This window comes from Aliiruegeria lutimaris (assembly GCF_900099935.1).
Lineage (GTDB): Bacteria > Pseudomonadota > Alphaproteobacteria > Rhodobacterales > Rhodobacteraceae > Tropicimonas > Tropicimonas lutimaris.
In genome coordinates this window covers 1-21275 of the sequence record NZ_FNEK01000024.1, presented here as the reverse complement: position 1 = coordinate 21275, position 21275 = coordinate 1, and the positions used below count along the sequence as shown (strand labels likewise).

20 protein-coding genes are annotated in these 21275 nt (G+C 63.6%); 9 read left to right on the top strand and 11 right to left on the bottom strand.

Going from position 1 to position 21275, the window contains the following annotated elements:
- The first annotated feature begins 35 nt into the window (after window positions 1–35).
- Both BLR85_RS29145 and BLR85_RS29140 read left to right on the top strand, forming a co-directional pair.
- Window positions 36–173 carry a hypothetical protein gene (locus tag BLR85_RS29145; protein WP_170844561.1) on the top strand — a complete coding sequence of 46 codons (138 nt, stop codon included), beginning with the start codon at window positions 36–38 and terminating at the stop codon, window positions 171–173.
- On the top strand, window positions 148–315 hold the full coding sequence (locus tag BLR85_RS29140) for a hypothetical protein (protein WP_170844560.1): 168 nt from the start codon (window positions 148–150) through the stop codon (window positions 313–315). The genes BLR85_RS29145 and BLR85_RS29140 overlap by 26 nt, the downstream gene beginning before the upstream one ends.
- A gap of 46 nt (window positions 316–361) precedes the next feature.
- Here the strand turns inward: BLR85_RS29140 and BLR85_RS12850 are convergent, their stop codons facing one another.
- The 6 genes from BLR85_RS12850 to BLR85_RS12825 form a co-directional block, all read right to left on the bottom strand.
- Complete coding sequence (locus tag BLR85_RS12850) at window positions 362–1975, bottom strand: hypothetical protein (protein WP_093156439.1); 1614 nt, start codon at window positions 1973–1975, stop codon at window positions 362–364.
- Between the two features lie 75 nt (window positions 1976–2050).
- Window positions 2051–3607 (bottom strand): alkaline phosphatase PhoX, encoded by a 1557-nt coding sequence (locus BLR85_RS12845; protein WP_093156436.1) that lies wholly within the window; start codon window positions 3605–3607, stop codon window positions 2051–2053.
- 172 nt (window positions 3608–3779) lie between these two features.
- The gene (locus BLR85_RS12840; protein WP_068310044.1) at window positions 3780–4037 is read right to left on the bottom strand and encodes a FeoC-like transcriptional regulator; all 258 of its coding nucleotides are present in this window, start codon (window positions 4035–4037) and stop codon (window positions 3780–3782) included.
- Between the two features lie 8 nt (window positions 4038–4045).
- On the bottom strand, window positions 4046–6364 hold the full coding sequence (gene feoB, locus BLR85_RS12835) for a Fe(2+) transporter permease subunit FeoB (protein WP_093156433.1): 2319 nt from the start codon (window positions 6362–6364) through the stop codon (window positions 4046–4048).
- A complete protein-coding gene (locus BLR85_RS12830) occupies window positions 6364–6600 on the bottom strand; it encodes a FeoA family protein (protein WP_093156430.1) in 237 nt (78 codons plus the stop codon). Before BLR85_RS12830 ends, feoB begins: the two co-directional genes overlap by 1 nt.
- Window positions 6539–6856 carry a FeoA family protein gene (locus tag BLR85_RS12825; RefSeq protein ID WP_093156427.1) on the bottom strand — a complete coding sequence of 106 codons (318 nt, stop codon included), beginning with the start codon at window positions 6854–6856 and terminating at the stop codon, window positions 6539–6541. The genes BLR85_RS12830 and BLR85_RS12825 overlap by 62 nt, the downstream gene beginning before the upstream one ends.
- Before the next feature lie 320 nt (window positions 6857–7176).
- Between BLR85_RS12825 and BLR85_RS12820 the strand changes: the two genes are divergently transcribed.
- Window positions 7177–7467, top strand: coding sequence for a putative quinol monooxygenase (locus BLR85_RS12820; protein ID WP_093156425.1), 291 nt, complete (start codon window positions 7177–7179; stop codon window positions 7465–7467).
- 330 nt (window positions 7468–7797) lie between these two features.
- On the opposite strand, the gene pnp is transcribed toward BLR85_RS12820, so the two are convergent.
- A complete protein-coding gene (gene pnp, locus BLR85_RS12815; RefSeq protein WP_093156422.1) occupies window positions 7798–9930 on the bottom strand; it encodes a polyribonucleotide nucleotidyltransferase in 2133 nt (710 codons plus the stop codon).
- A 311-nt stretch (window positions 9931–10241) separates the two neighbouring features.
- On the opposite strand from pnp, the gene BLR85_RS12810 reads away from it, so the two are divergent.
- The 3 genes from BLR85_RS12810 to hisD all read left to right on the top strand — a co-directional run bounded on the left by BLR85_RS12810 (window position 10242) and on the right by hisD (window position 15216).
- A complete protein-coding gene (locus BLR85_RS12810) occupies window positions 10242–10805 on the top strand; it encodes a rhodanese-like domain-containing protein (RefSeq protein WP_093156419.1) in 564 nt (187 codons plus the stop codon).
- Between the two features lie 211 nt (window positions 10806–11016).
- A complete protein-coding gene (gene ppc, locus BLR85_RS12805; protein WP_212635086.1) occupies window positions 11017–13722 on the top strand; it encodes a phosphoenolpyruvate carboxylase in 2706 nt (901 codons plus the stop codon).
- A 237-nt stretch (window positions 13723–13959) separates the two neighbouring features.
- The gene (hisD, locus tag BLR85_RS12800; RefSeq protein WP_093156414.1) at window positions 13960–15216 is read left to right on the top strand and encodes a histidinol dehydrogenase; all 1257 of its coding nucleotides are present in this window, start codon (window positions 13960–13962) and stop codon (window positions 15214–15216) included.
- A gap of 12 nt (window positions 15217–15228) precedes the next feature.
- Here the strand turns inward: hisD and BLR85_RS12795 are convergent, their stop codons facing one another.
- From BLR85_RS12795 to BLR85_RS12785, 3 genes are read right to left on the bottom strand one after another with little or no spacing between them, the layout of a single operon-like run.
- Window positions 15229–15987, bottom strand: coding sequence for a LamB/YcsF family protein (locus tag BLR85_RS12795; protein ID WP_093156411.1), 759 nt, complete (start codon window positions 15985–15987; stop codon window positions 15229–15231).
- Window positions 15984–17000 (bottom strand): 5-oxoprolinase subunit C family protein, encoded by a 1017-nt coding sequence (locus BLR85_RS12790; protein ID WP_093156408.1) that lies wholly within the window; start codon window positions 16998–17000, stop codon window positions 15984–15986. Before BLR85_RS12790 ends, BLR85_RS12795 begins: the two co-directional genes overlap by 4 nt.
- Window positions 16997–17734, bottom strand: coding sequence for a 5-oxoprolinase subunit B family protein (locus BLR85_RS12785; RefSeq protein WP_093156405.1), 738 nt, complete (start codon window positions 17732–17734; stop codon window positions 16997–16999). The genes BLR85_RS12790 and BLR85_RS12785 overlap by 4 nt, the downstream gene beginning before the upstream one ends.
- Before the next feature lie 153 nt (window positions 17735–17887).
- Here BLR85_RS12785 and BLR85_RS12780 point away from each other — a divergent pair, with 153 nt between their 5' ends.
- The 3 genes from BLR85_RS12780 to BLR85_RS12770 are packed head-to-tail and all read left to right on the top strand — an operon-like array spanning window position 17888 to window position 20748.
- Window positions 17888–18850, top strand: a complete 963-nt coding sequence (locus tag BLR85_RS12780) for a TRAP transporter substrate-binding protein (RefSeq protein WP_093156402.1) — start codon at window positions 17888–17890, stop codon at window positions 18848–18850.
- A gap of 58 nt (window positions 18851–18908) precedes the next feature.
- Window positions 18909–19433, top strand: a complete 525-nt coding sequence (locus BLR85_RS12775) for a TRAP transporter small permease (protein WP_093156398.1) — start codon at window positions 18909–18911, stop codon at window positions 19431–19433.
- A 4-nt stretch (window positions 19434–19437) separates the two neighbouring features.
- Window positions 19438–20748, top strand: a complete 1311-nt coding sequence (locus tag BLR85_RS12770; RefSeq protein ID WP_093156394.1) for a TRAP transporter large permease — start codon at window positions 19438–19440, stop codon at window positions 20746–20748.
- Between the two features lie 218 nt (window positions 20749–20966).
- Here the strand turns inward: BLR85_RS12770 and BLR85_RS12765 are convergent.
- Window positions 20967–21275: transposase (locus BLR85_RS12765; RefSeq protein WP_139188383.1), on the bottom strand; the 309-nt coding region annotated here is incomplete at its 5' end.

Here is a 21275-nt window from a genome sequence, read left to right as displayed (position 1 = left end):
CTAGGCGGCGACGCGCCGCCCAAACGGAACCGACCATGAGACGACTGACCCTGACGCTTCTTCTTCTTGCTGCCGCCGGAGCGCTCACGGCGCAGGAGGCTCCCTCCGGAAAATGGCTCTACACGGAGAACTGCATCGACTGCCACGGTGAGGCAGGCGAGACGCGACGATGATGCCGCGCCCGATATCCGGGGCGCCAACCGCAGCGCGCTTGACCGGGCCTTGCCGGGATTTGACCAGATGCCGGAATTCGATTTCACCGAAGAGGAGATTCAGGCGTTGCAGGCGTATCTGAGGGATCTCGACCGCGCGTGAGCCGCGGGCCGGGCAGGGGGACGCCCCGCCCGACCGGGCCATAGGGTCACTCCGCCCAATTCAGCCGGATGTCGTGCGAGTAGCGATGTTCCGGCGGCAGCGTGGGGGCGGTGGCCTCGTCGATCCGGGCATGCACGTTGACCGGCGGTGTCACCGTCGCATCGCGACCAAACAGGAAGCTCTGCTCTGCGACCAGGACGCGGTAGGCCTTGTTGAGCATCAGCGCGCGTTCGCGCGAGGGCGCGATCAGATCGTAGACGCTCTTGCCCGCTATCGCTTCCATGTCGATGCTGCCATCTTCCTTGAACCAGCGTTCCAGCATCTCGGTATTGGAGCGGAACTCGTCGCCGCCGCCCGCACGTTGCAGGTAGAGCGCGATCTCGCCCATCTCCTCGCCGATATTGGGCACGTCCTTCTGGCTCCTGAGGTCGATATAGCCCCAGCCCGCCACGCCGGTCATCTTGCGCGGGAAGGCCCATGTCTGGTCGATATTGGCCCCGGCGGAGGTGTGGCAGCCGCGGCAAAAGAACGTCTCCTCGTTGGGCTGCCGGCGGAGCGCGCCGGTTTCATCCTCGATCCAGGCCAGCAGCGTCCAGCCCATGCCGTTGTCCATGCCCCGGTCGCCGAGATCGATATAGCGGGGCAGGTTCTCGTCGAGCTTCTCCTGGATCTCGTTGCCATAGCGCGAGGCCAGCGCCGCGATGGAGAGCTGGCGCGACTTGACCATGTAGCGCAGCTCCTTCATCCGCCGCGCCGGTTTGATCGACCCATCCTCGTTTATGCCGACATAGCGGACCGAATGGAGGAAATCCGTCCGTTCGGGATAATTCATGCGGATGACCGGCTCAGCGCTGGCCGCGCCGAGATAGGTTTCCCGACGGTCGATCTCGGACGCCATGCCAAGCGCGCCGTCGTCGTCGATATCCACGCCAATCACGGTTTCATCCACGGGCGGAAGCGAGACGCGGTCCAGATCCTGGAAGGCCATTTCCAAAAGCGCGAGATTGGCGAAATACACATCGCGACTCTCAACGCCGCTCTGGGTCGTGTAGAAAGGCGCGGGCAGGCGTATCAGCACGTCGTCGGTGGAGCCGTTCGTGGGCCAGAAGGTCGAGGGCTGCGGCTTGTAGTTGAAAGCCACCCACCACGAGCCGTCTCGCGCCAGCCCGTTCGCGTCGAAAGCCTCGGCGGCATTCTCATAACCCGCGAGATCGGGGATCCAACCCTCGAAGCCCGCGGCCTCCAGGCGGCCGCTGAGATCCGAGTAATTGTCGCCACGGGTCCATTCGAGGATTTCCGCATCCGAGATCGCGGCCACCTCGGCGGAGCGGTCCACGAAGAGGTTCACGTGGTGGTTGGTCAGCCCCGCCTCCGAGAAGGCATATTCGGCCTGCAGGTCGCCATCCTGCATGAAATTGGTCCGGGTCCGGTCGTCATTACCCTGGTGGCAGACATAGCAGGGGTTATGGCGCCCCTCGATCCGGGTGTAACACTGCGGTGGAACCGGTGCTTCGGGGTTGTAGATGCGACCGGCGGCGGCGACATCCTGCGAGCGCGGTCGGCGCTGCATCAGGTCGCTCTCGCCGAGTCCGGAAAGGTCTTCGGCGATGGCCGCCAGCGGCATCAGCAAGAAAAGGGGGAGCAGGGGCGCGCGTTTCATCGTGGTCTCCGTAAGGCAGGTAGGGCGGGAATTTCCCCGCCCTCCAATGTCGTCATTTCCGTTGGAAAGGGGCGATTACATCGAGCCTTTGCTCCACAGCCACATGGCGTTGTTCTCGTGCGCGCCGGTGTCTTCGCCGATCAGCACGTCGCCATTGGACAGCACCAGCAGGTTGTCCGGGTTGGAGATGGCGTCCACGTTGCAGGCATTGGCCTCGGCGTTCTTGTCATAGGCGCCACCGGCAACGACCGGGACCATTTTCGTCGTGTTGTAGTCGGCTTCGAGCGGGAACTCGTAGACGACGCCGCACTTGACCTCGGACACCTGGATGTCGCCCTCGGCGTCCGACATGCCCTTGGCCACTTCCGACATCGCCATGTACATGAACGGAACCGAGCCATCCTTGGCCGCGGCATAGTTGATGTTCACGCCTTCCATCTTGCGGAATTCGGCGGTCGCCCCCTTGGCGCTCGCGGCCTTGCGGCTTTCGAGGAAGGCAACGCGGCTGTCGGCGGCCTCTCCGGCGGCCCAGGCGGCAACATCCTCATCGGAGATGTAGGAGGTGGCATCGGCCTTGTAGTCGTCCGTGGTGATGCCGTCATACTCGGCGATCCAGCCTTCGATTTCGGCATTGTTGCCGGAGGCCAACTCGATCCACTCGATATCGAAACCGGTGGTGGCGGCATCGGCGCCGGACTCGGCGGACTGGGTCATCTTCGCGGCGTAGAGCGTGCCGGCCGAGAGGTCGCCTGCCGCGTCGGCGACGAACTTGTAGAAGACCACATTGGTGCCGTCATCGGAGAGATACACCGTCTTGTCGTCGGGCATGACGACCGAGTTTTCGTGGCTGTAGCGGCCCATGGAGAAGTGCTTGACCGGGGTGGCGCTGCCTGCGGGATCGGTGATCTCGACGATGTAGCCGTAGCGGTAGGGGTTCGGCCAGGCACCGACATAGCTGGCAAGGTCCTCGACGCCGTCGATATACTTGTAGTTGGGGTTGTTCCAGTCGGCGGTGTCGTCGAAATAGAGTTCTTCGGAGGTCAGCGGGGTGGACCACGGCGACAGCGTGCCGAAGCAGTTGACCCAAGTGCCCTGAACGGCGGAGAAGTCGATCATCATCGCGTCGGCTTCGTCGACCGAATAGGTGCCGTCCGCGGCGCGCATCAGCTTGACGCGGGACATGCCGCCGGGGCGGTCTTCCCAGTTGGTGAAGAGGTATCCTTCGGCGTCGCCGGTGGCGACATAGGCGTTGAAGTCGGGGTCGTTGGACACCTTGATCTCGCCGCCGGCGCCGACGATGTGACCAATCTTGCCGAAATCCCCTTCCTGGAACAGGATCTGGTATGCGCCCAAGGAGGACTTGACGCGTTTCCTGTCGTCGCCCTCCGCAACGGCCAGCGCGCGGCCAGAGAAATCGGCATTGGCGATCACGCCCACGGTTGCCTTGGCGAATTCGTTGGCCAGATCGTTGGCGGGGTGCTGGACGTTGAAGAACAGGTCTTCGCCCTGCTGGAACATTCCGGTGATTTCGCCGCCAAGCGGGACGGTGGCCACGCGGGTCAGGCTTTCGGCAAAGGCTGGGGCGGTCAGGGCGCTCGTCAGAAGAAGAGCAGAGGCAATGGACGTTTTCATGTATGTCTCCGTTGGCTGGATTCGGCGGCAACATCGCCGCTAAGTCGCGCTGGGCCCCATTGAGCAGAGCCGGGTAACGGGCATGTGACAGGGAGATGAAGAAATATTACGATCTTCGAGACGCCCGGTTTCCCGAGGCGAAGCGCACGACAGATCCGCTGGCAAGCGTCTCTCAGACAGCCCGCCGTACCACCTCATGCCATTCGTAGACCTCGAAACTCGCCGCGGTCCCGCAGCCGGAGCAATGGCCGGAGCTGTGGCAGTCGCCGCAACTGCCGGAGAAATCGTGCCGGACGACCTCGCCCTTGGCGATCCAGTGTTGGAGCATCCCGCGCAGCGCGTCCGGCGACACGCGGAAATGGTTGGACAGGTCGAGAATATTCGCCGAGCCGTGCAGTTTCAGGTAGGCCCGGATTTCCATCAACATCATGGCGCTTCCTATTCTGCGATGGTGACGGGCACGCTATTGTCCTGATCGCGTTTGCCGATCCACCGCAGCAGAAGGAAGAAACCGGCAAAGGCCAGGGCGATGCCACCGATCCACAGCATCGACGCGACGGGGTGGGCACCATAGCTGGCGAGTTGGTAGAACAGAACAGCCGAGCCGTAGCCGAGCGCGAGCGTCCACAAGCCGGCAAACATGGTCCAGCCGAGGTTGGTTTCCCGCCAGATCGCCCCAATCGTCGCCGCGCAGGGCATATAGAGAAGCACCATCAGCAGGTAGGCAAAGGCGCCGATCTTGCCGTCGAAGAGGTTGACCATGGTGCCGAAGGTGCCCACGGCGACCTCCTGCTCCTCGGCTGCCAGTTCCATGTTCTCAATGGAGCCGACATCTAGGCCCAGCGGGTCCGTCGCCATGCCGAACGCGTCGCGCAGGTTGGGCCCGATGGTGCCGAAAGCCTCCGCCACGCCTGCGCCCAGCGAGAAGGTTCCCGCGTCGTCATCTCCAGCCTGCGACATGCCCTCGTAGAGCGTGTTCAGCGTGCCGACCACAGCCTCCTTGGCAAGAATGCCGGTGAAGATGCCGACTGTTGCCGGCCAGTTGTCTTCCTCCAGCCCCATCGGCCCGAAAGCCGGCGTCAAACTGCGTCCGATCTCGGAGAGCACGGAATTGTCGCTGTCCTCGTTGCCGAAGCTTCCATCCATGCCCCAGGAATTGAGGAAGGTCAGCACCAGCACCATGGCCACGATCACCCGACCAGCATCGATGATGAAGGTTTTCAGCCGCTCCCATGTGCGCAGCAGCAGCCCGCGCAGGGTGGGCAGGTGATAGGGCGGCAGCTCCATCACGAAGGGCGCGGTTTCGCCCTGAAGCAAAGTTATTTTCAAAAGCAACCCGGTGCCGACGGCCGCGCCCAGCCCGATCAGGTAGAGCGCGAAAACGAGGTTCTGCCCGCCGGTGGGGAAGAAGGCGGCGGCGAAGAGGGCATAGACGGGCAGGCGCGCGCCGCAGGACATGAAAGGCGTCATCATGATCGTCAGCGTGCGGTCGCGCTGGTTTTCGAGCGTGCGCGTCGCCATGATCGCCGGCACGTTGCAGCCAAAGCCCACGATCAGCGGCACGAAACTTTTTCCCGGCAGGCCGATCATCCGCATGAAGCGGTCCATGACAAAGGCCGCGCGGGCCATGTAGCCGGAATCCTCCAGCACTGAGAAGAACAGGAACAGGAAGCCGACGATGGGAATGAAAGTTGCCACCGTCTGGATGCCGCCGCCGATGCCGGTGCTCAGGAGCGTGTTGAGCCAGTCCGGCAGTCCGATGGCGGAGAACAGTGCCGCGGGCGCTTCCACCAGGAGCGTGCCGGCAAGAATATCAAAGAAATCAATGAATGCGCCGCCGATGTTAATAGTGAACATGAACATCAGGTACATCACCAGCAGGAAGAACGGGATGCCCGCGGCGCGGCTGAGAACGATCCGGTCGAGCCGGTCCGACATGGTCTGGGTCAACTCGGTCGTCCTGCGCATGCTGTCGGCGGCGATGCGGGTGACGAAATCGTAGCGGCCGCAGGCGATCGCCGTGTCGGCGTCCATCTCGACCGCTTCTTCCAGGTCGGCCTGCGCCTGGGCAACGGGAACCTGCAGCGCCGGGTCGGTCATCGCGGGGCAGAGCTCGTCGCTTTCCAGGTGCTTGATGGCCAACCAGCGGGGCGATGCATTCTCGATGGAGCCGACGATGGCCGGCAAGAGTTGCGCGATGGCCGTTTCCAGCTCCGGCCCGAATTCCACGTCGCCAGAGGGCGTCTTGCCATCCCGCGCCGTCTGAACGGCCGCATCTACCAGCGCATCGACGCCGTTGCCGCTGGCGGCCACGAGCGGAACGACCGGGCAGCCCAGATGCCCGGAGAGCCTGGCGATATCGATCTCGATATGGCGCCCCTTGGCCACGTCCATCATGTTGAGCGCCACCACCATCGGCCCGCCGATCTCCAGCAGCTGCACAGTGAGGTAGAGGTTGCGCTCCAGGTTGGAGGCGTCGAGCACGTTGATGACGAGGTCGGGCTTCTCGGAGACGAGATAGTCCCGCGCCAACCGTTCATCGAGCGAGGTCGCACCGCCAGCCACGCTGAGGGAATAGACTCCGGGCAGGTCCACCAGTTCGACCTTGATGTCCCTGTGGCGGAAATCCCCGACCTTCTTTTCGACGGTTACGCCGGGCCAGTTGCCGACATGCTGATGCGTGCCGGTCAGGGCGTTGAAAAGCGTGGTCTTGCCGCAATTCGGGTTGCCGGCGATGGCAATGGTCAGATCGGCCATTACGAGACTTTCCGCACGTCGAGCGCATCGGCCTCGGTCTTGCGCAGGGTCAGGGCAAAACCGCGCACGCGGATTTCAACCGGGTCGCCCATCGGTGCGACGCGGGTCACGCTGATCTCGGCGCCGGGCGTCAGGCCCATCGACAGCAATTTCTGCCGGTAGGCCTTTCCGCTTTCAGCGAAACCAACCACGACGGCACGGTCGCCGACGGCAAGATCCTTCAGCTTGGCATTCATCGCGCACGTTCCCCTTGTCCTGCGACGGAGACACGAGGATTTTCTGGGCCATTCCCTGGCCCAGGGCAAACCGTGTCTCGCCCACGGCAACAACCATCTGGCCGCGGCCATCCTTCTGGACCACCTGCAGCACCCTGCCGGCAATAACCCCAAGATCCCCGAGCCTTTTTTCCATTGCTCTTCCCCCGCCGACGGCGGTTACCTCGACCCATTCACCGGTCGAGGTCAGTGCAAGCGGCAGCCCGTTGAGACTCATCTGCGGTTCTCCAGAAGCATCCGTTTCCACATTCTTTCGCAGACATCCAAGGAAATCCGACAAAAAGACTGTGTTTCGAATATCTATCTGACAAAAAGACTTCTTTGACTTCGATCAAGTTTGCATTTCTCCCATGCACTTCGCGCAAATTTGGGCGGCTCAAATGTGCCAATGCCATATCTGGCGTCGAAAACGGGCGCTGACAGACCACTTGCGCGGGCGGAACTGTCGCGCGCCGCATGTGACTTTCGTTTTTTGCAGGTTTACGCGGGCACGTCGTGGGCTTAGCTCCGGGACATCACAACGAAGGAAGCAGAGAGATGTCCAAGCTCACCATCATCGCCGATATCAAGGCCAACCCGGACAAGGTCGACCTCGTGAAGGCCGCGTTGCTCAAGCTCATCGAACCGACGCGCGCCGAAGAAGGCTGCATCAATTACGACCTGCACCAGGACAATGACGACCCGGCGCATTTCTTCTTCTACGAGAACTGGGAGACTCGCGATCTGTGGCTGTCCCATATGAACAGCGATCACCTGAAGGCGCACCAGGTCGCCACCGAGGGCTGCATCGAGGCCATCGTCGTGAGCGAGATGACCGTCATCGGCTGATCTTCGGCCGGGCCCGTGCCGGTGTCGGCCCGGGCTCGACCGTTGCAAGGGGGGCGCTGCCCCCCCCGCGCTCTCGCGAGCGCTCCCCCCGGGATATTTGTGGAAAGATGATCGGAAGACCCCTTCATCATCATCTTTCTCAAAATATCCCCGCCGGAGGCACGATCCGCAGGATCGTTCACGCGCGCGGAGCGCGCGCCCTTGGGACGACATGACCAAAAGACATGACCACTACGGTGCTGGAAAATGCGATCCAGTGCCCCGGCAATGAATAAAGGGCGGCGAAGTGGAAACTTCGCCGCCCTTTCAATTTCCGTGAGGCCGGGAGGCTTACGCCTCGTCGTCCTTCTTGGCCGGCTCGCCAGTTGCCTGGTCCACGACCTTCATCGACAGCTTGACCTTGCCGCGATCGTCGAAGCCCAGCAGCTTGACCCAGACTTCCTGGCCTTCCTTGAGCACATCGGAGGGATGGTTCAGGCGGCGGTTCTCGATCTGGGAGACGTGCACGAGGCCGTCACGCTTGCCGAAGAAGTTCACGAAGGCGCCGAAATCGACGATCTTCACGACCTTGCCCTTGTAGATCTTGCCTTCTTCCGGCTCGGCCACGATCGAGTAGATCATGTCATAGGCCTTTTGGATGGCTTCGGCATTCGGCGAGGCGATCTTGATGACGCCATCGTCGTTGATGTCGACCTTGGCACCCGAGGTCTCGACAATCTCGCGGATGACCTTACCGCCCGAGCCGATCACTTCGCGGATCTTGTCGGTGGGAATGTTCATTGTCTCGATGCGCGGGGCATGGGCGGAGAACTCGGACCGGCCGGCGGAAAGCGCCTTGCCCATTTCGCCGAGGATATGCATCCGTCCGTCCTTGGCCTGGGCCAGGGCGTTCTTCATGATCTCTGGCGTGATGCCGGCGACCTTGATGTCCATCTGCAGCGAGGTGATGCCGTTCTCGGTGCCGGCAACCTTGAAGTCCATGTCGCCGAGGTGATCCTCGTCGCCCAGGATGTCGGTCAGGATGGCATAGGAGCCGTCCTCTTCCAGCACCAGGCCCATGGCAACACCGGCAACGGCGGATTTGAGCGGAACGCCCGCATCCATCATCGACAGCGAGCCGCCGCAGACGGAGGCCATCGAGGAGGAGCCGTTGGACTCGGTGATCTCCGACACGATGCGGATCGTGTAGGGGAATTCGGTCGGAGCCGGCAGGACAGCCTGCAGCGCACGCCAGGCCAGCTTGCCATGGCCGATTTCACGACGGCCCGGGCCACTCACGCGGCCAACTTCACCAACCGAGTACGGCGGGAAGTTGTAGTGCAGCAGGAAGTTCGAGCGGAAATTACCGTGCAGCGCGTCGATGATCTGCTCGTCCTCGCCGGTGCCCAGCGTGGTGACCACGAGGCCCTGGGTTTCGCCGCGGGTGAACAGAGCGGAGCCGTGGGTGCGCGGCAGCAGGCCGGTTTCCACGGAGATCGGGCGCACTTGCGTGGTGGAGCGGCCGTCGATGCGCTTGCCGTTCTTGACCACGTCGCCACGCAGGATCGCGCTTTCCAGCTTCTTCAGCGCCGAGCCGAGATTGGCGTCTTCACGCTGCTCTTCGGAAAGCGCTTCGACAATCTTCGCACGGACGGCGGCAACCGTCGTGGTGCGTTCCTGCTTGTCGAGAATCGCGTAGGCAGCGCGCATGTCTTCCTCGCCGGCGGCTTTCACCGCGGCCAGCAACTCGGAGTAATCCGGCGGCTGGAAGTTGAAGGGCTCTTTCGCGCCTTCCTCGGCCAGCGAGATGATCAGGTCGATCACCGGCTGGATCTGCTCATGGGCGAAGGTCACGGCGCCGAGCATCTCGTCTTCCGAAAGCTCGTAGGCTTCCGACTCGACCATCATCACGGCGTCCTTGGTGCCGGCGACGACGAGGTCCAGGCGCTGTTCCGGGTTCAGGCGCAGCTGATCCATGTCGGCAACGTCCGGGTTCAGCACGTATTCGCCATCGCTGAAGCCGACGCGGCAGGCGCCGATCGGGCCCATGAAGGGCACGCCCGAGATCGTCAGCGCGGCAGAGGCGGCGATCATGGCGACCATGTCGGGGTCGTTGACGAGGTCGTGGCTGAGCACGGTGCACATGACGAGCACTTCATGCTTGAAGCCGGGAACGAAGAGCGGGCGGATCGGACGGTCGATCAGGCGCGCGGTCAGCGTCTCTTTTTCGGTGGGGCGGGCTTCACGCTTGAAGAAACCACCCGGAACCTTGCCGGCAGCGTAGTATTTTTCCTGGTAATGCACCGTCAGCGGGAAGAAATCCTGACCCGGCTTCGGTTCCTTGGCAAAGGTCACGTTGGCCATGACCGAGGTTTCGCCCAGCGTGGCGATCACGGAGCCGTCGGCCTGACGGGCAACCTTGCCGGTTTCGAGCGTGAGAGTCTCCTGACCCCACTGCATCGATTTTTTCACTTCATTGAACATCTATCGTATCCTGTCTGGGAGCCCTCCCGGGCGTATCCCGGGTCTCCCGTTTGATTGGCGGCCCCATTGCCGCCGACCCTTAATCCTGTTGCACGCGCCCAGGGTCAGAAGCGTCACGTCTCAGATGGGCGGGCAATACAGCAGATAAACTGCTTTGGAAAGCACTTGATTGCCGGGTTTTCCGCACGGAATCGCGAGATTTCGCGAATTTCTCGACCGACTGGACGCCGCGGCGGCCGGCTCGCGATCCCGTGTCTTTCACCCGCAGGCCAGCCTGCCTATAGTCCGCGGGAAATCACAACGAGGCGATCATGAAACTGATCCTTGCGCCCGCCGCGTTCCTGCTGTCGCTTGTCGGAGCCACCCTGGTACATGCAGCCGATCTTCCGGCGTCGAAGCAAACCGCCCTGGGCCTGTATCTTTCGGCCAGCGAGGCCGCCGGTTTCATGGCCGAGCATCCCTCCGCGATCATGATCGACGTGCGCACGCCAGAGGAGATCGACGAGACGGGCATTGCCGACGAAGTGGATGCACTGATCCCGCTGGCGATTGTCGACAAGAGCAAGCGCCTCGTCTTCAATCCCGATTTCATTCCCGGCATCGCGAAGCTGGTGCAGGATCGTGGCATCAAGGCCGATCACCCGATTGTCGTCATCTGCCGGTCGGGGAACCGCAGCGCGCAAGCCGTGGATGCGCTTTCCCAATACGGGTTCACGCAGCTTTACACGGTGACCGACGGCTACGAGGGGGATCGCGCGGCCTCCGGCCCGAACGCGGGTCAGCGCGACGTCAATGGCTGGAAGAATGCCGGGCTGCCTTGGCATAACCAGAAAGCGGCGAGCTGCGCGCCGGCCCGCGAAGGCGGCGCCTGCTGAGGCGTCCCGGCCGCGCCGGTTTTGGCTGCGCATGAACCCGGCAGATTGAGTGGAAATCCGTCAGGGCCGGCTTGGCAAATGCGTGTTTTGCGGGCAGTTTCCTTTTCGACCATTCATTGGCAATGGTCCCGCCATGTGCAGGTTTGTTTGCGCTATCACTTCCGTGTAAACCCCGCTAATGAATGGCGAAACAATTCTGGGAGTCGTCATTTTGGCACAATCCAATTCCGCCCCCGAAACCGGCGAACGCAACCCGCAATCCAATGAAGGTATCCGTTTCCTGGGTCGGATTCTTGGCCGGGTTCTGCATGCGCAGGAAGGCGGTCTTGCCTTCGACACGGTTGAAAACATCCGCCTGGCCTCTATTGAGTACCACCGCACGGGCGACGAGAATGCCTATGCCAAGCTGCAACGCACCATCGCCGGGCTGTCCGAGGAACGCACGTTGCAGGTGCTGCGGGCCTTCACCTATTTCCTGCACCTGCTCAACATGGCGCAGGATCAGGAGACGCTGGCGGAAGGGCGCAACGCGGAGTCGCAGCTCGACACGGTGCTGAAGGCTGTGCGCGATGCCGGCTATACCGAGGAGCAGATCCTGAAGTTCTTCCGGGAAGCGCTGGTCAGCCCGATCCTCACCGCGCATCCGACCGAGATCCGCCGCCAGAGCACCATGCGTTCGGAATTCTCCATCGTGCGGCTGCTGGACGAGCGCTCGCGCGCGCGCGCCGTCGGGATGGAGCATGCCGAGATCGACCGCGCCATCGAGCGCGAGATTGCCACACTCTGGCAGACGCACCTGCTGCGCCGCACCAAGCTGACAGTCAATGACGAGATCAAGAACGGTCTGGCCTATTTCGATCACACCTTTTTCCAGGCCGTGCCGAAGATCCTTGAAAGCACCCGCGAGGCGCTCGAATTCCGCCCGGGCGAGCCGGTGCCGCCCTTTCTGCGTATCGGCTCCTGGATCGGAGGCGACCGCGACGGCAACCCTTTCGTGACCGACGAGGTGCTGCGCAACGTGTTCCGAATGCAGGCCGGGCATGTGCTGACCCATTACCTGAACGAGGTGGACATGCTCTCGCGCGAGCTGTCGATCTCCACCCGTGTCGTCAAGGTGAACGACGCGGTTCTGGCGCTGTCCGATGCTTCGCCCGACGACAACCCGCACCGGGAGGACGAGCCCTACAAGCGCGTCATGATTGGTGTGTTCGCCCGTCTGGCCGCGACGTTGAAGGAGCTCGACCCGGACGCGCAGCTGCCGCGCCCCGCCTTGCCGGCGGCGGCCTACGACGGCACGGACGAACTTCTGGATGTGCTCGACGCGGTGGACGCCTCGCTGCGCGCCAACCAGGCCGCGATCATTGCCGATGGCCGGCTTCTGTCGCTGCGGCGCAAGATCCGCAGCTTCGGCTTCCATCTCTCCTCGGTCGATCTGCGCCAGAACTCTTCCGTGCACGAAGCCACGGTGGCGGAGCTGTTCGAGGCGATCGCGCCCGGTACGGATTACAGGAACCTGGACGAAGATGCGCGGATTGTACTTCTGCGCGGAGAGCTCAACTCGCCGCGCTCCCTGATCCGGCCGTTCTGGAACTACTCCGAGGCCACCGAGACGGAGCTGCGCATCTTCCGCGCCGCGCAGGAGATCATCGCCCGTTTCGGCCCGAAGGCGATTACCACCTCGATCATCTCGAATGCGCAGTCGGTCTCCGATGTGCTGGAGGTCTGCGTGCTGCTCAAGCAGGTGGGGCTGATGGACCTCGACGGGCAGTGCTCGATTTCGGTCGTGCCACTCTTCGAAACCATTGCCGACCTTCAGATGGGCCCGCAGATCGTGGCCAACCTGCTCGATCTGCCGGAATATGCCCGCGTTCTCGACAGCCAGTCCGGCACGCAGGAGATCATGCTCGGCTACTCGGATTCCAACAAGGATGGCGGGTTTGTCACCTCCGGCTGGGAGCTTTACAAGGCGGAACGTGAGCTGGTGAAGCTGTTTAAGGCGCGCGCGCTGCGGATGCGCCTGTTCCATGGCCGCGGCGGCTCTGTCGGTCGCGGGGGCGGACCGGCCCGCGAGGCGATCGTCGCCCAGCCGCCGGGCGCGGTGGACGGCCAGATCCGGCTGACCGAACAGGGCGAGGTCATCTCCTCCCGCTACAGCCATTCCGAGAGCGGCTATGCTCACCTTGAGACGCTGGTTTCCGCGACCATCGAGGCCTCGCTTTTGCCGGGCGAAGACCTCGCTACCGAAGAATCGGCCGCGATCATGGAGACGCTTTCGGAGAACGCCTTCCACGCCTATCGCGATCTGGTCTTCAATACCGAGGGGTTCCAGGATTTCTTCTGGTCCTCGACCATCATCAACGAGATCGCCGAGCTGAATATCGGCTCCCGCCCGGCCTCCCGCTCGGCCACCCGCGAGATCCGCTCCCTGCGGGCGATCCCCTGGGTGTTCTCCTGGGCGCAATGCCGGCTGATGCTTCCCGGCTGGTACGGGTTCGGCACCGCCATTCAGCAATGGATCGCGGCCAATGGCGACGGGGCAGGGGAGGAACTGGCGCGGCTCTACCGCGAATGGCCCTTCTTCCACTCGATGGTGGAAAAGGTAACTTCCGTGATCCGCAAGAGCGACCTGTCCATCGCCGCCCACTATGCCGAGCTTGTCGAGGACGAGGCGTTGCGCGAGCGGATCTTCACCCGCATCTCGGATGAATGGAATGCCACTGTCGCGGCGCTGGAGATCCTGACCGGGGAGCAACTGGAAGAGGAGCTCTCCGACCGCACGCCCTATCTCGACCCACTCAACCACATCCAGGTGGCGCTGCTCAAGAAGTCCCGGGGCCAGGAAGTCAGCGCCCGCCTGCAACGCGGCCTGCTGCTGTCGATCAATGGGGTTGCGTCGGGTCTGCGGAATACCGGCTAGGCCGGGGCGTGGGCTGGCGCCGCGCGCGATCCAGACGAGGGTAGTTCAGCGTCATTCAGGTGATGCACAGGACCAACGAATGTGCATTTGCATTTGCGCGACGGGGCGGCTTTCAGGCCGCCCCTTCCATTTTCTCCCGGATCCGGCTTGGATTGCGGGGGAGTTCTTTCTCAACGAAACAGTCGAATTTCCGGCAGACGCCATTTTTAGCCCGATATACTTTCACGAGGGACCCCGATGACGGTCACGTATCTCAAACAAGCGGACCCCCGGCCGGCCGCGGAAAACAACGATATCCGCGACATTGTCCGGATCATGCTGGCGAATATCGAGCGCGATGGCGAGCAGGCCGTGCGCCGCTACGCCGAGCAACTCGATGGCTGGCGCGGCGATATCGTGTTGTCTGATGCCAGCCGGGCGGCCGCCTGTGCGCGTGTGCCCGACGAGATGAAGGCCGATATCCGCTTCGCCCACGGCAATATCCGCCGCTTTGCCGAGGCGCAAATGGAAACCGTACGGGAGTGCGAGGTCGAGGTGATCGCGGGGCAGAAGCAGATCCCGGTTTCCAGTGCGGGCTGCTACGTGCCGGGCGGGCGCTATAGCCACATTGCCAGCGCGCTGATGACCATCACCACGGCCAAGGTCGCGGGCGTGCCGCATATCACCGCCGTCTCGCCGCCGCGCGCGGAGGGCATTCCGGATGCGATCGTCTATGCCATGGATCTCAGCGGCGCGGACCTGATCCTGAACCTCGGCGGGGTGCAGGGGGTCGCCGCCATGGCGCAGGGCCTGTTCGGCGCGCGGCCGGCGGATATCCTCGTCGGCCCCGGCAATTCCTATGTGGCCGAGGCCAAGCGCATGTTGTTTTGCGCGGTCGGCATCGACATGTTTGCCGGTCCGACGGATTCCATGGTCATCGCCGATCACAGCGCTTGCGCCGAAACCGTCGCCTGGGACCTGGTCAGCCAGGCCGAGCATGGGGCGGACAGCCCGGTCTGGCTGGTCTCGACGGATCGCAGGCTCGCCGACGGCGTCATGCTGCGCGCGCGGGAACTGGCCGGGAGCCTGCCCGAGCCCAATGCCACCGCCGCGCGGACCGCGTGGGAGGACCGGGCCGAAGTCATCCTGTGCGATACGCGGGAAGAGGCCGCGAGCGTCGCCGACAGCTATGCCCCCGAGCACCTTCAGGTGCAGGCGGAGGATCTGGACTGGTGGATGGGCCGGTTGACCGCCTATGGTTCGCTGTTTCTGGGCCAGGAGACGACCGTGCCCTTTGGCGACAAGAGCTCCGGGCCGAACCATGTTCTGCCGACGAGCGGGGCTGCGCGCTATACCGGCGGGCTGTCCGTGCACAAGTTCACCAAGACGGTGACTTGGCAGCGTTGCACCGCCGAGGCGGCGCATGAGCTGGCCCGCAGAACCGCCCGTATCAGTCGCAGCGAGGGGATGGAGGGCCATGCCCGCGCCGCCGAACTGCGGCTGAAGCGGGGATAACCCCGCCCGCCGTCAGAGCGGCGCGACCTCGTGCCCGTCTGCTTCGAGTCCGGCGCGGACGGTGCGGGCAATTTCGAGGCTTTCGGGTGTGTCGCCATGCACGCAGATCGTATCGACGCGGCAGGGCAGGTGTTTGCCGGAGGCGCAGATGATCGCCTGTTCGCGCACCATCGCCGCCATGTTCGCCGCCGCCTGCGCCCCGTCATGGATCATCGCGCCCGGCTGGGAACGGTCCACCAGCGTCGCGTCCTCGTTATAGGCGCGGTCGGCAAAGATCTCGCCAGCCCACTCGCCGCCAAGCGCCTCCATGGCCTCTTCCATCGCCGTCAGCGGCAGGATGAGGATCGTCAGGTCCGGGTCGAAATCGAGCGCGGTCTCGTAGCAGGCCCGCGCTAGCGCGGTATCCTCGGACGCCATGTTGGAAAGCGCGCCATGCAGCTTGAAATGCTGGAGCCGCCCACCCGCCGCGCGCGCCATCGCGTCGGCCGCGCCGAGCTGGTAGCGGATCATGTTGCGCAGCGAGGCCTCGGGCAGCGTCATCCGGCGGCGGCCGAAGCCCTGAATGTCCGGGAAGCCCGGATGCGCGCCAAGGTTCACGCCCTTTTCCAGTGCTGCGGCCATGGTGGACGCCATCACGTCGGGGTCGCCCGCATGCAGACCGCAGGCGATATTTGCCGAGGTAATATGTTCCAGCAGCGCGGCATCGTTGCCGATGCTCCAGCGGCCATAGCCTTCGCCCATGTCTGCGTTGAGATCGATCCGGCGGTTCATGTCTCGTCCTTATTGTCGAAAATGTCGATGGCCACCCCCGAGATCAGGTTGTGCACCATCAGGTTGTGATATGGGTTGGCTTCCTGCGCCTGCAATTGGCCGCTCGCATCTTCGTGCACCCTTTCTATCGCCCGGTGGGAGGCCAACGCCTCCTCAAGCGTCACCATGCGAAAGCGCAACCGCGCGCCGGGCGTGGCCTGCATGACGCGAGGCAGATCCTGCGGAGCGACAGTCGCGATGCGAGGATAACCGCCGATGGTCTGACATTCGGGTCCGAGCACATAAGGCGTGCCGTCGCCGGTCACCTGGATATCGCCCGGCACGATGACCTCGGACATGAGGTCGAGCCCGCCGGCAGGGCGGAAGCCTTCGCCTTCATGGCCGAGCTTCACGCCCTGGCGATTGCCCCAGGCGGTCCGGATGAAGGGCGTGGCGAGGAAGCGTTCCAGCACCTCGGCGGGAAAGAGTCCGGTTTGCGGCCCTGCAAGCACGCGGATCTCGCCGCCGCCGAAGCGGTCCTCGGATGGCAGGGCGCGCTCGCGCTGGACGGGCGCCGGGGGCGGGCCGATCGGCAGGCGCATGCCATCGGACAGAGTGGGGCCTAGCCCGGCGGTCAGATGCGCGCCGCGTCCGCCCACCTGCTGCGGCGTCTCGATGCCGCCCGCGAGATGGAGATAGGCGTAGTTTCCCTCCGTCGCGGCGCCGAGCGTCAGGCGCTGTCCGGGGGCGAGCCGGTGGCAAGCGTTCCAGCTCAGCGGCTGGCCGTCGCGGCTGGCCTTTTTCGGCGCGCCGGTAAGTGCGATCCAAGTCGGCTCCGTGACCTCGACCTCGATGCTGGAGACGATTTCCAGCGCGGCGAGGGCCGGGGGCTGGTTGAGCAGCGCAGCCCCTTCGGCCAGCGCGATGGGGTCGGCGGCGCCGCCGCGCGAAAGACCTTGAGCGAGGTAGCCGCTGCGCCCGAGGTCCTGCACGCTGGTGCCGGGGCCGGTGCGATGAAGGATCAACGTGGTCATTGGGCTGGCTCGCAACTGGCGCCGCCATGCGGTGCCTCGGTGAGGCGGTCGAAATCGCGCGCGGGCACTGCGGGAAAAAGGATCTCGTCGCCCGGTTGCAGCAGGAAGGGCTGGTCGTGATCGGGCCGGAAGCTGCGGAAGGCCGTGCTGCCGACATGACGCCAGCCGGTCGGGCTCTGGGCGGGAAAGAGCACGCATTGGCGGATCGCCAGGCAAAGCGCGCCCGGCGGCACGGCGGTTTTCAGGTCGTCATGGCGCGGCAGGTTCCAGCGTTCGGGAAGTTGGCCGAGATAGGGAAATCCGGGGGCGAAGCCGATGGCCATCACCCGCAGGCGGGCGGTCGACAGTTCCTCGATGGCGCTGTCGGCATCGGTGCCGGCCAGATCGGCGGTCGCGTCGAGTTGGGGGCCATGCGCGCCGCCATAGACGGTCGGAATCCGCCAGATCCGGTGGTTTGCCGGCAGCGGCGCGTTGTACCAGTTCCGCTCGGCCAGAAGCCCCCTGAGCCTGTCCATAAGCGCGGCATGGGGCAGTTCGTGGGGATCGAAGCGCAGATAGACGGCGCCAAGCGAGGTGGAGGTTTCCTGAACATCCGCCATCTCATCGGCCAACTCGCGGAATGCGAGGGCTGCGCGGTTGGCGGAATCGTCGAACCGGTCGGCGAATCGTACCAACAGGCCGTCGATGCCCAGCGGGGAGATCTGCGGAAAGCCCGTTTCTTGATCTGATTTCACGTCAATGCTGTCTTTTTGAACGGTTAAATGTCGATTTCTGGCGGCGTGCTGTGGGTTCAGGTTACAAAACGCTTGCAAATTGTCAACGTAATGTTCTTGATGAAATTATCAAGAACCCGGGTATGCCGGGGAGAACCACCAGGAGAGAACAAGATGATCAGGTTTGCCGCGCCGGCCATGGCCGCGCTGATGATTGCAGCGCCGCTCGCCGCCGAGACATGGGACATGCCGACGCCCTATGGCGACGCCACCTTCCACACTCAGAATATCCGTACCTTCGCCGAGGAGGTCGCCGCGGCGACCGATGGCGCGCTCGAGATCACCGTCCACTCGGCCAATTCGCTGTTCCCGCATGCCGAGATCAAGAACGCGGTGCGCTCGCGCCAGGTGCCGATCGGCGAGTTCTTCCTGTCGCGCCTGTCCAACGATGACCTCGCCTACGGCCTGGACAGCCAGCCTTTCGTGGCCACTTCCTACGAGGATGCCGCGAAGCTCTGGGCTGCGCAGAAGCCGGTGGTAACGGAGCTTCTGGCCAAGGAAGGCCTGATGCCGCTCTTCTCGGTGCCGTGGCCCGCCCAGGGGCTCTATACCAACGGCGAGATCAAGACGGTCGATGACCTCGCCGGCCTGCGTTTCCGCGCCTATAACGCCGCGCTGGAAGAATTCGCGGCACTGGCCAAAGCTGCCCCGGTACAGATCGAGGCCGCCGACATTCCGCAGGCCTTCTCCACAAGCCAGGTCGAGGCGATGATCACCTCGCCCTCCACCGGCGCCAATTCAAAGGCCTGGGATTTTGTCACCCACTACACCGCAATCGACGCCTGGGTACCGAAGAATATCGTGGTGGTGAACCAGCGCGTCTTCGACCGTCTCGACCCGGCGGTTCAGGAGGCCGTGATGACCGCTGCTGCCGCCGCCGAAACGCGTGGTTGGGAGATGTCCAAGGAAGAGGCCGCGGCCAAGACCAAGGTCATGGAAGAGAACGGCATCACCATCGTTCAACCCTCTGCGGAACTGGTTTCCGGGCTGCAGGCCATCGGCGCGGCAATGCTCGAGAATTGGAACGAGAAGGCCTCCGACGAGGCAAAAGCCATTCTCGAAGCCTACAACCAGTAATCCAATCGGCCCCCCCGCGCCTTTGCGGGGGGCCTTTTGCTTTCCGGGGGAGCCCTGAATGCGACGTGTCCTAGATGCGCTATACACCGCCGCGGGCGGGTTGGCGGCGCTCTGCATATTGGCGATCTGCCTGCTCATTTCGGCCCAGGTCGGGTTGAATATCCTCGCGCGGGTCGGAGGGCCGGCGCTCTCCTTTACCATTCCGTCCTATGCCGATTTCGCGGGCTTCGGGCTGGCAGCCGCGAGTTTTCTTGCCATGGCCTACACGCTGCGCGCGGGCGCCCATATCCGGGTGAACCTGCTGGTCTCCCGCCTGCCGCAGGGGGCACAATGGGTGGCCGAGATGCTGTCGCTAGCGCTTGGCACGGCGATGGTTGGCTATGCCACCTGGTTTTCCGTGCAGCTTCTGATGGAGAGCCTGCATTACGGCGATACCTCGCCCGGCATCATTGCCGTGCCGCTCTGGATCCCGCAGCTCACGATGGTGACCGGGCTGGTCCTGCTGACGGTTGCGCTGCTCGACACGCTGGTAGAGTCGCTGCGCAACCGCGCGCCGGTTATCATCGATTTCGGATCGGAGTGACGTGATGGCCGAACTTTCCGATCCCGTCATCTTCGGTATCCTCCTCACACTGCTGATCGCGCTTCTGGCCGCCGGCGTCTGGGTGGCGCTGTCGCTGATGATCATGGCCTTCGTCGCCATTGTTGCCTTTTCCAATGCGCCGGCCGGGCTGGTGCTGGCCACCACGCTCTGGGGGCACAGCCATTCCTGGCCGTTGGCCGCCCTGCCGCTCTTTATCCTGATGGGAGAGATCCTGCTCAGGTCCCGCCTGTCGGAGGACATGTTCTCGGGCCTCGCCCCGTGGCTCACCCGTCTGCCCGGGCGGCTCCTGCATGTGAATGTGCTTGGCTGCGCGATCTTTGCAGCGGTGTCCGGCTCCTCGGCGGCAACGGCGGCTACCATCGGGCGCATGTCGGTGCCGGAGCTCAAGGAGCGCGGCTATCCCGAGAGCCTGATCCTTGGCACGCTTGCGGGCTCGGCCACGCTCGGCTTCCTGATCCCGCCCTCGATCATCCTGATCGTCTACGGCGTGGCCACCGAGCAATCCATCGCCCGCCTCTTCATCGCCGGTGTTCTGCCGGGCATCATGCTGGTCTGTCTCTTCGGCGGCTACGTGATGGTCCGTGCCTGGATGGCGCCGGACACGATCCCGAAGGAAGACGACACGATGTCCTTGCGGGAAAAGATCGCCGCCTCGCGCCGATTGCTGCCGGTGATGCTGCTGATCGTCGGCGTGATCGGGACGATCTATACCGGCGTCGCCTCGCCGACCGATGCCGCCGCCGTGGGCGTGGTATTGGCAGCCGTGCTCGCCGTGATGACCGGCAGCTTCGGGCGCAAGGAGTTCATCGAGGCGCTGATGTCGGCCACGCGCACCTCGTGCATGATCGCGCTGATCCTGTTCGGTGCGGGCTTCCTCGCCATCGCCATGGGATTCACCGGCATTCCGCGCAACCTCGCCACCTGGATTGGCACTTTCGACCTGTCACCCCATGCGCTGCTGACGGTTCTGACGGTGTTCTTCGTGCTGCTGGGCTGCTTCCTGGATGGCATCTCGGTGGTGGTGCTCACCACCTCGATCATCTTGCCGATCGTGCAGGCGGTCGGTATCGACCCGCTCTGGTTCGGCATCTTCCTCGTGCTGGTGGTGGAGATGAGCCAGATCACCCCGCCCGTGGGCTTCAATCTCTTTGTCATCCAGGGACTGACCGGCATCGATATCCTGAGAGTCGCCAAGGCCGCGCTGCCCTTCTTCCTGTTGCTGATGCTGGGGCTGCTGCTGATCACCGTTTTCCCGGGGATCGTGACCATGCTGCCGGACGCGATGGGGAACTGAAGGAATTCATGGCGGAGGAGACACGTGCGTGTCTCCTCCGTCTGTCGGCAAGTCTGGTCGGAATGGACGCAGCTGCGGGCAGGTCTTCAGAACCTGTGGATAATCGTCAAGGTTGCATCTCACGCGCACAACGACCCGCCAGCTTTCGGGGCAACCTTGCTATCTGGCGCCCCTTCTATTTCATCGGGCCCGCTCCCAAAAAAGTCTAGCAACTGTGTCTATTCATCGAGCTTAAGACGCCATGGGGTATCGGTTTTGATGATCGCGTTAGCGATTGTGACCAACCTTCGGGCGATTGCGATGATGACGAGCTTGTGTGGCTTTCCACGCTCCTTGAGGCGTTTTGCGACCGGCTTCAGAACCGGATTGTGACAAGCGGCGGCGAGCGCGGCCTGGTACAGCACATGTCGCAATGATCTTCGTCCGCCCGCGATAACGCGTCTGCCTTGCATCGCCCCGCTGTCATGTGGGACCGGTGCCAAACCGGTCATGGCAGCAATCTCACCCGATGACATCCGGCCGAGTTC

Coding starts and splice junctions, on each gene's coding strand:
- BLR85_RS12790 (WP_093156408.1), bottom strand. CDS start 17,000: ATGACCACGTTGATCCTTCATCGCACCGGCCCCGGCACCAGCGTGCAG.
- BLR85_RS12820 (WP_093156425.1), top strand. CDS start 7,177: ATGTCCAAGCTCACCATCATCGCCGATATCAAGGCCAACCCGGACAAG.
- BLR85_RS12780 (WP_093156402.1), top strand. CDS start 17,888: ATGATCAGGTTTGCCGCGCCGGCCATGGCCGCGCTGATGATTGCAGCG.
- feoB (WP_093156433.1), bottom strand. CDS start 6,364: ATGGCCGATCTGACCATTGCCATCGCCGGCAACCCGAATTGCGGCAAG.
- BLR85_RS12770 (WP_093156394.1), top strand. CDS start 19,438: ATGGCCGAACTTTCCGATCCCGTCATCTTCGGTATCCTCCTCACACTG.
- BLR85_RS12850 (WP_093156439.1), bottom strand. CDS start 1,975: ATGAAACGCGCGCCCCTGCTCCCCCTTTTCTTGCTGATGCCGCTGGCG.
- BLR85_RS12775 (WP_093156398.1), top strand. CDS start 18,909: ATGCGACGTGTCCTAGATGCGCTATACACCGCCGCGGGCGGGTTGGCG.
- BLR85_RS12810 (WP_093156419.1), top strand. CDS start 10,242: ATGAAACTGATCCTTGCGCCCGCCGCGTTCCTGCTGTCGCTTGTCGGA.
- BLR85_RS12830 (WP_093156430.1), bottom strand. CDS start 6,600: ATGAATGCCAAGCTGAAGGATCTTGCCGTCGGCGACCGTGCCGTCGTG.
- hisD (WP_093156414.1), top strand. CDS start 13,960: ATGACGGTCACGTATCTCAAACAAGCGGACCCCCGGCCGGCCGCGGAA.
- BLR85_RS12840 (WP_068310044.1), bottom strand. CDS start 4,037: ATGATGTTGATGGAAATCCGGGCCTACCTGAAACTGCACGGCTCGGCG.
- pnp (WP_093156422.1), bottom strand. CDS start 9,930: ATGTTCAATGAAGTGAAAAAATCGATGCAGTGGGGTCAGGAGACTCTC.
- BLR85_RS12825 (WP_093156427.1), bottom strand. CDS start 6,856: ATGAGTCTCAACGGGCTGCCGCTTGCACTGACCTCGACCGGTGAATGG.
- BLR85_RS12795 (WP_093156411.1), bottom strand. CDS start 15,987: ATGAACCGCCGGATCGATCTCAACGCAGACATGGGCGAAGGCTATGGC.
- BLR85_RS12845 (WP_093156436.1), bottom strand. CDS start 3,607: ATGAAAACGTCCATTGCCTCTGCTCTTCTTCTGACGAGCGCCCTGACC.
- BLR85_RS29145 (WP_170844561.1), top strand. CDS start 36: ATGAGACGACTGACCCTGACGCTTCTTCTTCTTGCTGCCGCCGGAGCG.